General features: G+C 50.0%; 9 protein-coding genes. 2 read left to right on the forward strand and 7 right to left on the reverse strand.

Annotated features, from left to right (window positions below):
• Positions 1 to 70 precede the first annotated feature (70 nt).
• Entirely contained in the window at positions 71 to 1,123 is a 1,053-nt protein-coding gene (gene ccsA / locus IX84_RS27900; RefSeq protein ID WP_052516472.1) for a cytochrome c biogenesis protein CcsA, read from the reverse strand.
• Between the two features lie 335 nt (positions 1,124 to 1,458).
• Here ccsA and IX84_RS27905 point away from each other — a divergent pair, with 335 nt between their 5' ends.
• Complete coding sequence (locus tag IX84_RS27905; RefSeq protein WP_044229152.1) at positions 1,459 to 2,298, forward strand: hypothetical protein; 840 nt, start codon at positions 1,459 to 1,461, stop codon at positions 2,296 to 2,298.
• A 136-nt stretch (positions 2,299 to 2,434) separates the two neighbouring features.
• The gene (gene pfkA / locus IX84_RS27910) at positions 2,435 to 3,418 is read left to right on the forward strand and encodes a 6-phosphofructokinase (protein WP_202965308.1); all 984 of its coding nucleotides are present in this window, start codon (positions 2,435 to 2,437) and stop codon (positions 3,416 to 3,418) included.
• Here the strand turns inward: pfkA and IX84_RS27915 are convergent.
• The 6 genes from IX84_RS27915 to IX84_RS27940 form a co-directional block, all read right to left on the reverse strand.
• The gene (locus IX84_RS27915; protein ID WP_044229154.1) at positions 3,407 to 4,306 is read right to left on the reverse strand and encodes a hypothetical protein; all 900 of its coding nucleotides are present in this window, start codon (positions 4,304 to 4,306) and stop codon (positions 3,407 to 3,409) included. The genes pfkA and IX84_RS27915 overlap by 12 nt on opposite strands.
• A 485-nt stretch (positions 4,307 to 4,791) precedes the next feature.
• Positions 4,792 to 5,811 carry a hypothetical protein gene (locus IX84_RS27920; protein WP_152605276.1) on the reverse strand — a complete coding sequence of 340 codons (1,020 nt, stop codon included), beginning with the start codon at positions 5,809 to 5,811 and terminating at the stop codon, positions 4,792 to 4,794.
• 581 nt (positions 5,812 to 6,392) lie between these two features.
• Positions 6,393 to 9,497, reverse strand: a complete 3,105-nt coding sequence (locus tag IX84_RS27925) for a M43 family zinc metalloprotease (protein ID WP_081968990.1) — start codon at positions 9,495 to 9,497, stop codon at positions 6,393 to 6,395.
• 503 nt (positions 9,498 to 10,000) lie between these two features.
• Positions 10,001 to 11,093, reverse strand: a protein-coding gene (prfB, locus tag IX84_RS27930) for a peptide chain release factor 2 (protein ID WP_152605281.1) whose coding sequence is annotated in 2 segments (ribosomal slippage) — positions 10,001 to 11,032 and positions 11,034 to 11,093 — 1,092 coding nt in all. Because the reading frame shifts where the segments join, the coding sequence is not laid out codon by codon here.
• A gap of 112 nt (positions 11,094 to 11,205) precedes the next feature.
• On the reverse strand, positions 11,206 to 12,099 hold the full coding sequence (locus IX84_RS31945) for an FKBP-type peptidyl-prolyl cis-trans isomerase (RefSeq protein WP_063978308.1): 894 nt from the start codon (positions 12,097 to 12,099) through the stop codon (positions 11,206 to 11,208).
• Between the two features lie 37 nt (positions 12,100 to 12,136).
• Positions 12,137 to 13,150 (reverse strand): DHH family phosphoesterase, encoded by a 1,014-nt coding sequence (locus IX84_RS27940; protein ID WP_044229161.1) that lies wholly within the window; start codon positions 13,148 to 13,150, stop codon positions 12,137 to 12,139.
• Positions 13,151 to 13,264 lie beyond the last annotated feature (114 nt).

Consider the following 13,264-nt stretch of genomic DNA (forward strand, 5'->3'; position numbering starts at 1 on the left):
GGTCATTTGTCCAATTCCAAATCAGGCTTCACAGGTGGGGAAGCAGGCTGTAAAAGTTAGCAGGCGTGCGCTACAGCACATCAAACCACTTCAAGCGTACTTTCTCCAGGCGGGCGAGCAGGCTAGCCATCCATAGCCCGATAAGAGTCCAGCCGATGATAGCCGGATAGAAGACCAGGCGCATGGTGTTGTCCAAATCCTCACCACCCAGTGCCGGGTTGCCTCCAGCGCCCGGGTGAAGGCTGTCGGTCAGGCGGGGGATAACGTAGATAAGGGGGATGAGGGCTGCAAAGGCAAAAATGTTGTACACCGCTGAAATGCGCGCCCGCTTGTCCGGGTCATCAAATACAGCACGAAGGATAAAGTAGGCCAGGTAGATCAACAGCGCAATGACCGTCATATTCTGCTTAACGTCACCGCTCCAGTAAGCGCCCCAGGTATGTTTGGCCCAGATGGCACCGGTTGCCAGTCCCAGCACACCAAACAGAATCCCCACCTTGGTAAAGGCCTGCGCATTGCAGTCCTGCCGCAGGTCACTTTGGCGAAGGTAGCGGATACTATAGGTAAGGGCACCGATGAAGATAAAGATCATCGCGAACCACAGCGCAACGTGGAAGTAAGTATTGCGGATGGTTTCATACAGGATATTCCGGAAGGGGAAGGTGAAGGTCCAGCGTTCGTTCAGCCCTTCTATTGGCGTATTGGGAAAGGCAGCAGCACCGAGCTCCGGCGCTACACTATCCTGGGTGACAAACACCGCACTGGGCAGGACAGAGGTACCATCCTTTTCGTTATCCACCACCAGTGTAAAGTCCTGGACTTTGCGGTTCACCGGAAGGTAGGATGGAATGGTAAAGGTGGCTTCCAGCCGGCGATCATCCAATACCTTAACGGTTTGTGCACCAAGGGCACGCTCATCATCCATCTTCAGCCATACCCGCACTTCCGGGCTTTGGGTGTACATGGAATTGTAGCCTGTGATTTCCAGAACGGCATCCTGTCCCGTGCGCAAACTGCCCGGAGACACACCGGAAATACCCGGATTAAGCGGCACAATCATCCCGGCTATGAACACATAGCATAAGATGAGGACGCCCAGAATTTTCCACCAGTAGGTTTTCATAATCTCATTTTCGCTTCAGGGCTTGAAATAACTATATTTTGCGGGAATAGGCAACTATATACGCTTAACAAATTGGTTTGCAACATCGGCGCAGACCAATTTACAGCGTTTATGCCGACATCAAGTCGGTTTGCTTTGGCAAACCACTTTATCGTCGGTATATCTGTCAGGAACAGGTCAGATCAGGGGCGCAACCAGCGAACCAAAACCGCATACCGAAAAAATGGGACGGAATCAACGCCCAAACCAAACAGAATAGCAGGGAAAAAATTGAAACCGAATTTTTTACTTAGTGTATAATTTACACTACCTTTAGCCGAGTTAAAAGGACAGTCATGATAGTAGTAGTAGATAGTGGCTCGACCAAAGCCGACTGGAAAATGATCAGCGGCTCGGGGATACAGAGTATTACCACGATGGGGTTCAACCCGGTTTTTCATTCTGAGGATGTCATTTTTAATGAGCTCCAGAAGTCTTTAGTACCGGAAGTTGCCACGGAAGAGGCGAATAAAGTTTTTTACTACGGTGCCGGCTGCTGGGATGCCCGGCTCAAGGGCACCGTACAGAAAGCGCTGGACCGTATTTTCGCGAATGCAGACATTGAAGTGCACCACGACCTGCTGGGGGCCGCCCGCGCCACCTGTGGGCATGATCCGGGCATTTCCTGTATCATCGGGACGGGTTCCAACAGCTGCCTGTACGATGGGACAGATGTTATTGACAACGTGACCAATCTGGGCTATCTGCTGGGCGACGAAGGCTCCGGCACCCACCTGGGCAAGCGCCTCATACGGGCCTTCTTCTACCGGGAGATGCCTAAGAAGCTGCACGATGAACTGGAAGAAAGCCTGAAAGGTGGCAAACAATCTATTCTGGATAACGTGTACAGTGGCGAACCACCAAATGTATACCTGGCTTCCTTTACCAAGTTCATGGGCGATCATCAGGACCACCCGTTTATTCAGCGGATCCTGTTTGACTCCTTTGAGCAGTTCATTGACCGGCACGTGCGCAAATATAAAAACCACATGAGCCTGCCCGTGCACTTTATCGGTTCGGTGGCCTACTATTTCAAACAAACACTAAGTGTCATCCTTGATGCGCGGGACATGGAGATGGGGAACTTTATTCAGAAGCCGATTGATGAGCTGGTGCGCTTCCACACCGAAGAATAAATGCCTACTTTTGCGGCTTGGTTAGTGGTCAAAACCCGATGGCCTGATATGCAGGGCACAGCCCTTCAGAGCGCCGATTGGTATAGAGCACGAATAAAAATGGAGTCGCATTTGACACAAGGATAAAACTAAACGAATGAGCAAGGAGATCAAACGCATTGCTGTTTTTACTTCCGGTGGCGATGCCCCGGGCATGAATGCTGCCGTCAGGGCCGTTGTGCGTAACGCTTCTTTTCACGATATGCACGTCTATGGTATCCGCAGAGGGTACGAAGGTATGATTGATGGCGACCTCGAGCGGCTGGAGCGCCGGGACGTAGGCAATATTCTTCACCGGGGCGGCACGGTACTCAAAACCGCCCGCAGCCAACGGTTCATGACGCCGGAGGGGCGGCGCTCTGCCTATGAGACCCTGCTCGCGCACGATATCGAAGCCTGCATAGCCATTGGGGGCAATGGTACCTTTACGGGGGCTTCTGTTTTTACCGAAGAGTACGATATTCCCTTCATTGGTGTACCAGGTACAATTGACAACGACCTGTATGGAACCGATTTGACCATCGGCTTTGATACGGCCGTGAATACCGCTATCGAAGCAGTAGATAAAATCCGGGACACCGCCGATTCTCACAACCGGTTGTTTTTTGTGGAGGTGATGGGGCGGCACGCCGGCTTCATTGCCCTGAATACTGCTATTGGCAGCGGTGCAGCCAGTGCTCTGATCCCGGAAACGGATACCACGATTGAAGACCTGGTGGAGTTCCTGAAGATGGGGGCCCGGCGCAAGAAGCTCTTCAGCGTAGTCATCGTTGCAGAGGGCAATAAAAATGGGAACGCCAGTGAGATCGCGGCTCAGGTCAAGGAAAAGTTTGATTTTTACGATACCAAAGTGACCATCATCGGCCACCTGCAGCGCGGCGGATCGCCTACTGCGCTTGACCGGGTGCTCTCCAGCCGACTTGGCTTTCATGCTGTGGAAGGGCTGGTGAAAGGGCATAAGAATGTGATGACCGGGCTGGTCAACGGCAAGATCAAGTACACGCCTTTCGCAGAGGCCATCACTAAGTCGAAAAGCCTGGACAACGACTTGGTCCGGATGGCAGAAATCCTAGCGCTTTAATACCAACTCAAACTGCTGCCTGATTTGGGGCAGCTTTTTGAATCCGCCCGATAGCCCAAGGGCAAGCGTCGGCACCAAAAAGTGCGGAAAACGCATGACCGCTTCGTGCACCCATTGCAACAGGACGGTATCCCAGGTCGCCACATAAGCATAAGCCCACGGGCGGGCGATGGTGGTGGACAGCCCCCAAAATACGGCATAAGCCAGTGCGATGCGGGCGACGCGCCCCGGCAGGAAAATCAGTACGCTCAGGATAAAATCCAGGGCAGCAGCAACCTGCAAAAAATAAACGGCTGCAACTTCATCCACGCCAAGTATACTCATAACCATAAAGACGAAGTAGCCTGGCCGTGGATAATACCCTGCGGCGTATAACCCGTGGCAGGTAAAGGTCAGCGCAATACAAACTTTAAGGAATAGCAGCAAAGACCGGTTGAACCGCCGCTCCGGCGCAACAGCTACCCAGGCCAGTACGGCAGGTGCCGTAAACTGAAGGGCGTATTCCAGAAACTGGCCCAGGAAGAAAAACTTCTCTTTGCAGTACAGCCCCGCCAGGATCAACAGGCTAAAGCTGCTCATCCACAACACCACCCGACCAGGCCTGCCCCAACGTTGGACGGTAATCGCTACCAACCCAGCCAGCACATAAAGTACGCCGGTGCCGAAGACCAGCTGCTGAATCCACCAATCGGTATTAGGGTTGGTGACATAGGCTTGCCAGTCCATACCCAGAACGGCTTGTACGGCACCTTCCATCCAGGCCTGGTCCCAAAGCAGGGTGCGAAAGGGCGCATCCCAGTACAAATGCTGCCAGCCGCGGGCGAACAGTACACTCGCGGCACTCCATTGTAAAATACGGAACCAGAGGGTGGAAGATTTTCCTTGCATCCTTTTTTAGCTCTTTAACGTGAAATGGGGTTAAAGGTATTGCTTTTGTGCGTAAAAAATGGGGTAATGAGCAATAGGCTTAATTAGGATTGGCAGAAGCAAGGGCACCGGACCTGGTTCTCGCCCGGCGCACTCTCCGCCCGACGTAGTTTAGAACGTAGTCGGGCCTTTCGCCGGGCGTGCTGACCAGGAGAGCCAGAAAAAAGCACACCGGGTGAATGCCCAGACAATGGCTTAGCTTAGTACACCCGGTGAGGCAGCCTCGCCCGGCGCACTCTCCGTCCGACGTAGTTTAGAACGTAGTCGGGCCTTTCGCCGGGCGTGCTAACCATGAGACCAAGGAAAAAACACACCGGTTGAATGCCCCTCCAATGGCTTAGCTTAGTGCACCCGGTGAGGGCACGCTACTTTAACCTTCATCCATTACCCCATTAACCTTAAAAACCTTTACCCTTTAAACTTGAATACTTTAACCTTATCCCCTATCACTCCACCAACACCCGCAACACCTGCAAAGCCCGCCCCGACTCCTCCATAAGCCGCAAGAAGTAGACGCCCGGTGGCCAGTCTCCAACCGGAATATTTTGAAGCGGCAAAGGGTCAAGCGCGTGCTCCGCCAGGTGCCGGCCGTACGCATCCATCCATTGTGCCCGCGCTGCCCGAGGCATATCCACCAGAGCTTCTAATTGAAGGACTGCCCCTCCGGAAATCGGATTGGGATAGACCCGGTAAGTGCTTACGCTGGAAGGCGGTGCCGCAACCTCCTCCACATCTACAAACTGTAGGCCCTCCTCACAGTTGGGGTGGTAGCAGCCGGCGCTGTCTAGTTTTAGGAGCCAGGCGGTCTGCTGTAATAGGATAGTATCTTCCAAAAAACCTCCAAAGATCAATCCTCCGTCTTCAGTTTCTATCCCACAATTAAGCACCCCAAGATGCAGCCCTCCACTATTATCTAGATACATACGCTCCCAATTGAGCTCACCTGACTGTGTCATGGAAAATACCCAGCCTACACCACCGTAGAAATCTTCTCCCAAGTAAGTATTTGAGGCTCCTACACCGATTATATTCCCGGCTTCAGTTAAGAACAAATCAGATATATAATTGCCAAGGCTGACAAACTCAAAGTCGTACTGCTGCAAGACTTCACCCTCTGGGCTGACCCACAATAGAACGGGGGCTCGTCTAACCCCCTGTCCGATTTCCCGGAAAAAAGAAACGAGCAATTGACTATTGTCCAGCTCAATTACATTCTCGGTTTGAGCACCCGATAAATAATACTCCCCGATGGTAGAGGTCCAAAGCTCATTGCCATCCGGGTCTATACACAGCAGCCGCAGCCGTTTGTCTATTCCTGAGCCGCAGGACTGATAGGAAAGGCACTCTCTATAGACGATCACCACATTGCCATTTTCTAATACGGCTAAATCCCGGCTCCTGATCAATCCATATTCCCCTGCGTAAAAGCGCTCCCACAGGATGTTGCCCTCCAGGTCTAATGCCATTACCCACACTTTCTCTTCACCTGGGGAAAGGGTGCCGTGATCTCCATGAACAATGAGCGTGCTATCATTTAAAAAATCGATTCCATAAAATCTATCATTATAAATACCGCCAAATGATTTCAACCATAAACTATCACCTTGCTTACTTTTTTTTAAAAAATAACCATCAATATCGTTAACCTGCCCATTATCGATATTTCCTACAAAAAACACAGCATCATCTGAGATTGCCATTGATTGATTTCCGGAGCCTATACTAACTGAGACCCTGGCTCCATTGCTTACAACAGACTCTGAGATGAATGCTGCTTCCAAATCAGTTATTGCCATTTTATGAACATACTCATACAGAGGAGGAGGAGAGCTGAGTACATCTAAATAGTATACAGAATCCTCTGTGGCAATTGAGGCAATCTGCTCTGGAGGATCAAGGTAGAGTGCTTTTGAAAACGGAGCCTGTCCGAACAGAGTGCCTTGCATTAAGGATAAGCAAAAGGGTATGAACCAAAGGTTTTTCATGATTCCGTATTGTAAAACAGCAGTGAGGGCATTCCCCCACCGCTGTAGATAGATTAAAATAATTACTTGACAATTCCTTTCAGCGTACCAATTCGTTCCCCTTCTGATACCGCTTCAAAGAAGTACAAGCCTGTAGGCTGCCTGCTCAAATCAATCTCAAAACGCTGTCCTTCCGGGAATTCCAGGCTATAGATACTACGTCCTGCCAAGTCTCTGATTTCAATCAGGATGGGCTCAGCGTAATACTGGCCAAGGTCTAAAGTGAATGCCCCGGAAGATGGGTTGGGTGCGATACTTAGTCCAGGAACCGTATTGTTTGCTTCTGTTCCCGGAAGCTCAACCCCAAGCGGTAATTGATAGTCCGGCCAAAATTGACGGTCTAGTAACAGCCCCAGCAAAGCCCTGGCGTAACTGCTTTCCGGGGCTGATTTGGCGGCGACTTGTTCCAGGGTGCTGATTTGGTCTGCGCTTAGCGTAAACGCCGCTTCTGCTTCAGAAAGCCGCTGAAGGTTGATCATTTGCACTGCTCTGAACAGGCCATCCGAAGAAGTGAGATCCCCCTCTTCCGCCAGGTTGTTCAGCAATTCTTCTGCTTGTCCAAATTCGCCACGCCTTACCCGGTAGCCAAATTCCAACCGGTGATAAGCAGTGTTCTCCATTTCTTCAGCAAACACCAGATTCGCATCGGCAGTAAATTCCTCATTATCTATTCCCGCGTTGATGATCCAATGCGCAATGCGCTCCATCTGTTCCTGAGCTTGAAGCACGGCGTACTTCAATTCTGCATCTTCAGGGTTGTTATTTGACGCGGATTTGAGATCATTATACAGCTGCTTTGCCTCGGAATAGTCCCCGTAGCCAAAGGGGGGCTCCTTAGGGTTTCTTAAGAAGAGGTAGCAGGATTCCTCTACGTTCTGAAAAGTACCAACTGGCAAGAAATTGTTTGTCGTGCCCGTCAAAGTAGAACTCTGGGGTGTTTCACATGGATTAGCCAGATGAAAATACCTAAATGTTGTAGTCGTCCCAAAAGTCCAAATGTGTTCGGTACTGCCATTAGTAAAACAATTGCGTGCCGGATCACCAGGGGCACCCTGAAGCAGGGCAATATTAGTTGCCACCTGAGAACCATCCAAAGTAATGTTGCCATAATTGGAGAAGAAAAAGTTTCGGGTAATAAAGGACATATCATTTTCACCAGTGAAGAGAACGGGTAAAAATATACCATTGTCAAGCATATCATTGCAGGTGATTTCCACAGTACCATTGCCCGTATCATCCCCATATACACCAAACATATTGCCGGAATTGTCCCTAAAAACATTTTCCCGTATGACCGCATTGTTCAGTCCAGCCAGCCATACACCGTCTCCCCCATTGAACCGGTTCTGTTCGATCAAGGCATCCTGAATGCCTCTAGACTCTGAGGTAGACAGCATAATCCCTAGCTGCGGATTGAACAAATGAAACTCGTTTTGAGCGCCGCCGCCCGGCCCCACATAAAGTCCCGCCCCACTGGAGAACGGATAGGTCACCTCAGAATTAATGCCTTGCCCACAGGAATTGAAGGTGCATCCATTAATGATGGACATCCCGGCATCAACCGCCTCAATGGCAAAGTTTGTCATTTGGGAAAAGTCAGAGCTATTGAATTCAATGCCATCCGTTTCCCATATGGACACACCGCCAAGGTTAGGGGAGGCCGATGGGTCTGTGATATCAAAATTGCAATCAATGAACCGGCTGTTATTGATAAAATCATAGCTCATGAAAGAGGCAGACCGGAAATTATTCAGAAATTCCGTATCTGTACAATACACCAAGCCTCCCCGGTAGGTATCATCCCACCATGGGTTATACGTATTGGCTGAAATGGCATGCCGCGCCCATTCAATAACGGCACCATTGCTGGACCGCAGGATACCGGCTTCATTCGGCCCGGGCACTGCAAATAAATTAGGCTGGGGCAGGTTCTTATTGCCCTCTACCACTATTCCGTCCCAATAGCCTGTGTCCTCGCAGCGGGTCAAATAGCCACCATTTACATGCAAACGGCCTCCGCGCCGGACCACTATCCCACTATTCGACGTAAACCGCAACGTGCCGGTAACGGTAAGTTCACCTCCGGCTTCGACAAAGATGGTGCCGTTTATGCTTCGGGTGCTGTTAATTATATTTCCTGGTGTGTCAAAAGTTAAGTCCTGAGCAACTGGGCACTCGCAGGCGACTAGAGGATTACAACACCCCATTGAATTAAGTATTGGCTCTCTGATCCCACCAGGCTCGAACAAGTCACGCATAACTTGCTTTTGACCGAGCGTAAATAAATTCATGCATTTATCGTTAGTCAAATCCATATAATTCATAAACATATCGGGAAAGTCCGTTCCTGGATCAATACAAGAGTTGTCATCCGGATATGTGCAATTCGAAACATTACCAAAAGTTTGACCATCCTGAGTAGGAGTATCGGCAATGAAATCGTCCACACTACAATCTCCGTCTCCCGAAATATGTACCAGGTCTAACCAATGACCTACCTCGTGCGTCATCGTTCTTCCCAAGTTAAGTGGGGACTGAACTACACCGACACTACCAAAGTATCTAAAATGCACAACAACACCGTCAAAATGAGGAAATGAGCTTAAATTACTAGGAGATGAAGCATTTCCTGCAATCATGGGGTCCAGATCAACAACCCACACATTTAGATAAGAATCTGGCGGCCATCCATCTTTTCCACCGCTAGAATTCGACTTCATAGCATTACTGTTAAAAGGAAATGGAGTAGTTCTGGAATTACTTGTTCTAGTAATCCCATTGGTCGGCATTCCATTTGGATCTGATGCCGCCAGGCAAAACTCAATTTCCACATCAGCGGCTACACCTGTAAAATCCAAAGGGGTATTTGAAGCATCTGTATTCATCCTTCTGAAATCTTCATTAAGAATGTCTATCTGTGATTGTATCTGGGCATTGCTTATATTGGCAGCCGGGATTGAAGAAGGATATACCACATGTACGACGACTGGTATAGTAATCAGCCCCTGTACACTGGGAGCTCGTGCTATGTCCCTATCATTGCCTCTGATAAATGGCTGTGGTGTATGGAAGGGTGTTCCACAGCGATCAGGTTGTGAGACCAATTCAGTTGGGCTAAATAAAGTCATAATTCCTAGAAATACGACTAAAGCACCTTGCCACAGTCTTGTAAATAGTTTCTGCGGGGGGGGGGGTAAAAGTTAAGATTAAACATGTTAAGCTATTTTAAAAGATTTAGAAGACAGATAGACAGCGGCTGAAAGTTTATGTACGCTATATCAATAGTAACATGGTTAGCCACAGAAAAGCGCAGTACATTTTTTATCAAGCGTATACTGCAAGATAACATTTTAGCTCAAAGCTTGATTACCAAATCAAAACTTTAACATTGTGAGGGCTTGTTGCTGGTTCAATAACCTGGCACAGCGCACCGGGTGAATCCCACGGCAATGGCTTGGCTTAGTGCACCCGGTGAGGCGGTCTCGCCCGGCGCACTCTCCGCCCGACGTAGTCTAAAACGTAGTCGGACCTTTCGCCGGGCGTGCTGACCAGGAGAACCAAGAAAAAGCACACCGGGTGAATGCCCCTCCAACGGCTTAGCTTAGTGCACCCGGTGAGGCATAGTCCAAGCCTACTCCTCCCCTTCCACCGAGTCATTCATCAGATAGGCTTTGAGGAAGCCATCAAGATCGCCGTCAAGGACGGCATCGGTTTGGCTGGTTTGGTGACCAGTACGGTGGTCTTTTACCCGGCGGTCATCCAATACGTAAGAACGAATTTGGGAGCCCCACTCGTTTTTCATCTTTTGAGCCTCGACTTTATCTTTCTCAGCCAGTTGCTTTTGCAGCTCAAGCTCGTAGAGGCGGCTTTTGAGCATCTGCATCGCCTTCTCGCGGTTCATATGCTGGGAGCGCTCCTGCTGGCATTCCGCCACCACACCTGACGGCAGGTGACGTACCCGCACGGCAGATTCCGTCTTGTTGACGTGCTGCCCGCCCGCACCGGAAGCACGGAAGGTGTCCCATTCCAGGTCTGCCGGGTTAATTTCCACCTCAATGCGGTCGTCAATCATGGGGTGCACGAAAACCGAAGCGAAGGAGGTCATCCGCTTGCCTTGGGCATTGAAGGGGCTGATGCGCACCAGGCGGTGGACGCCATTCTCCCCTTTAAGCCAGCCGTAGGCGAAGTCGCCCTGTATCTCCAGAGATACGGACTTGATACCGGCTACATCGCCCTCCTGCTTATTAAGCTCCGAGAGCTTGTACCCGCTGCGTTCTGCCCACATGACATACATACGCATGAGCATTTCGGCCCAGTCGTTGGCTTCGGTACCACCCGCACCGGCATTGATTTCCAGTATGGCGTTCAGTTCGTCTTCCTCCTTGTTGAGGGTGGAACGGAACTCGGCATCCTCCAATGCAGCCAATGCTTCATCGTAGCGCTTATCGACCTCTTCTTCAGTGCCCTCTCCTTCCTTGTAGAATTCGTAGAGGACTTCGAGGTCTTCAATTTTGCCCTCCAGCTCATCGTGGAGGCTCAGCCAGTTTTTATGGCTTTTCAGTTCTTTAAGAATCGTTTCGGCCCGCTTTGGATCATCCCAGAAACTGGGGTCCATGGACTGCTGTTCTTTATCTTTGATTTGCATGCGCCGGTTACCGACGTCAAAGATACCTCCCTAAAGCAGCCAAGCGGTCCTGCAAGTTTTTCAACTGATCTGCAGTCATACCTTCTGTCGTGGTTTGGAGCAATGCCAGGCACTGCCCGCTGTTAAAAAAAGAGACGGCAGCACCCAGTCTTTCCGACACGGTGCCGCCGCGTTGAATTCAATTATTATGGCTACTGTACTTCGCCCAGCTCTACGTAAAACATAAGCTCTGCTCCACCTGGAATCGCAGGAGGAGAACCGGCCTCACCGTAGCCCAGCTCTGCCGGGATGAAAAGCGTAGCCTTTGTTCCGCCTTTGAAAAGCGCAATACCTTCTTCCCAGCCCGGGATAACCCGACCCTGGCCAAGTGGTAAATCAAGTGGGCGCCCGCGGCTGAAGGAATCATCAAATTTTTGTCCGTTTTCAACCAAGGCACCGTAGTAGTGAACCCCTACCATTTTTCCAGGGGCAGCCTGTGCGCCATCCCCTTCTTCATGGATGACATACTTCAGCCCGGACCCTGTTTCCTGCAACTGATCACCCAAAGTGCCATTCTTATAGCCATCAAGCGTAGATTGCACCAGTGCCTCTATCTCGGGTAAACGCTTTTGCATCTCTTCTGCCTTGCGTTGGGCTTCTTCCATTTTGGCATTTTGCTCAGCAGCATAATCCTGAGCAGACTTGATATCTGCGATGACCAAATCGTAATACATCACATCTGTATTCTCAAAGCCTTTGGGCTTCTGTGGCAAAGTATCCAGCGCAATAAGCACCGTAGCACTGTCGCCATCTCCCATCAGCTGCAGCACTTCCTCAATAGGATTGGGTGGGCGGTTGGCCGGAGCCTCTGCAGGAATTTGAAGAAAAGGTGGCTTCGGCTGATCACGGCTGCTGTAGACAATGGAGTCCCCATTGCGCATGTAAGCGTGAAAAGTCACATAATCACCGGCAACCGGCTTTTCGCCACCATTATCGGTATGCAGCATGTATTCAAAGCCGCTCGGTGTGGTTTGCAACGTCGGTTCCTGCTGGCAGGATGCCGCCGTGAGCCCAACGAGCAAAATAAAAAGCAATTGGATTCGCATAAAATCTTGGTCTGTTGATATAAATGAGTGAATTATTCTAAATAACAGCGGCTGCCAGCTTATCCCTGTACTGTGGCAGCACTCCTTTGAAACGCTTCAGAGTTGTTTCCAGTGGCTGAAAAGAAAACCCGCCGGAAGCGTTTTTGTGCCCGCCGCCCTTGAAATGTTTTTGGGCAATCTCCTGAACGGAAAAATCACCTTTAGACCGCAGGGAAATCTTGACGATCTTGGGCTGCTCCATGATGAAAGCCGCCATCTTTACATTTTTGATCTTCAGCAGGTAGTTCACAATCCCCTCTGTATCGCCTCTCTGAATGTCAAAGTCTTCGTAATCCTGCTTCGTGAGGTAAAAAATCCCGGTATTGTATTCTTCCAGGATTTCCATCCGGTTGTTCAGGCAATGCCCGAGGAGGCGCAAGTGCTTTTCCTTCATGCTGTTATTGATGAGGTCCTGCAGCTTGTAATCGTCCACGCCCCGTTCTACCAGCTCCCCTACGATGCGGTAAAGCTTGGCTGAAGTACTGTAGCGGAAGGAGCCCGTATCCGTAATAATACCGGTAAAAAGACACTCCCCGATTTTTACATCCAGATCGGATTCCATCCCCAGAAGATGGATGAAGTCCACAATGAGTTCACAGGTGGAACTCGCAGTAGTGTCCGAAAGCAGGAAATCAGCAAACCCTTCCGGGTAAAGGTGGTGGTCGATCATCACTTTGTGGCACTTGGTGGGCTCGATCAGGTCGCCGAGTTTATCAATACGATCGAGTGCATTGAAATCCAGGCAAAAAATGATGTCCGCTTTCTCCACCAGCTCCTGGGAATACTCGGGATCAATGTCATAAACCACCATCTTCTCGATCTCCGGCATCCAGGAAAAGTTTTCCGGATATTCAGAAGGCGTGATCATACGAACCGTATGCCCCCCTTTATTAAGAAAGTGATAAAGCCCAAGACTCGACCCAATGGCATCGCCATCAGGATTGCGGTGGGTCGTAATGACTATATTTTTTGGCACTCCGAGCAGTGCCTTTAGTTGTGTGATGTTCTCCATTGTATCTTACAGCGTCAGACCGCGAAGTTGAGAAAATTAATGAATTTAACCAAGAATAAAGGAAGACGGTTGTAAAAGGGATTGAAAATGAAAGGGTTAATCCTGCCAGGGCTC

Source organism: Phaeodactylibacter xiamenensis (genome assembly GCF_000759025.1).
Lineage (GTDB): Bacteria > Bacteroidota > Bacteroidia > Chitinophagales > Saprospiraceae > Phaeodactylibacter > Phaeodactylibacter xiamenensis.

What these genes read in the sequence shown, in the direction of transcription:
- IX84_RS27915 (WP_044229154.1), bottom strand. Translation starts at nt 4,306, where the DNA reads ATGCAAGGAAAATCTTCCACCCTCTGGTTCCGTATTTTACAATGGAGT.
- IX84_RS27905 (WP_044229152.1), top strand. Translation starts at nt 1,459, where the DNA reads ATGATAGTAGTAGTAGATAGTGGCTCGACCAAAGCCGACTGGAAAATG.
- IX84_RS27920 (WP_152605276.1), bottom strand. Translation starts at nt 5,811, where the DNA reads ATGGCATTAGACCTGGAGGGCAACATCCTGTGGGAGCGCTTTTACGCA.
- ccsA (WP_052516472.1), bottom strand. Translation starts at nt 1,123, where the DNA reads ATGAAAACCTACTGGTGGAAAATTCTGGGCGTCCTCATCTTATGCTAT.
- IX84_RS31945 (WP_063978308.1), bottom strand. Translation starts at nt 12,099, where the DNA reads ATGCGAATCCAATTGCTTTTTATTTTGCTCGTTGGGCTCACGGCGGCA.
- IX84_RS27925 (WP_081968990.1), bottom strand. Translation starts at nt 9,497, where the DNA reads ATGACTTTATTTAGCCCAACTGAATTGGTCTCACAACCTGATCGCTGT.
- IX84_RS27940 (WP_044229161.1), bottom strand. Translation starts at nt 13,150, where the DNA reads ATGGAGAACATCACACAACTAAAGGCACTGCTCGGAGTGCCAAAAAAT.
- pfkA (WP_202965308.1), top strand. Translation starts at nt 2,435, where the DNA reads ATGAGCAAGGAGATCAAACGCATTGCTGTTTTTACTTCCGGTGGCGAT.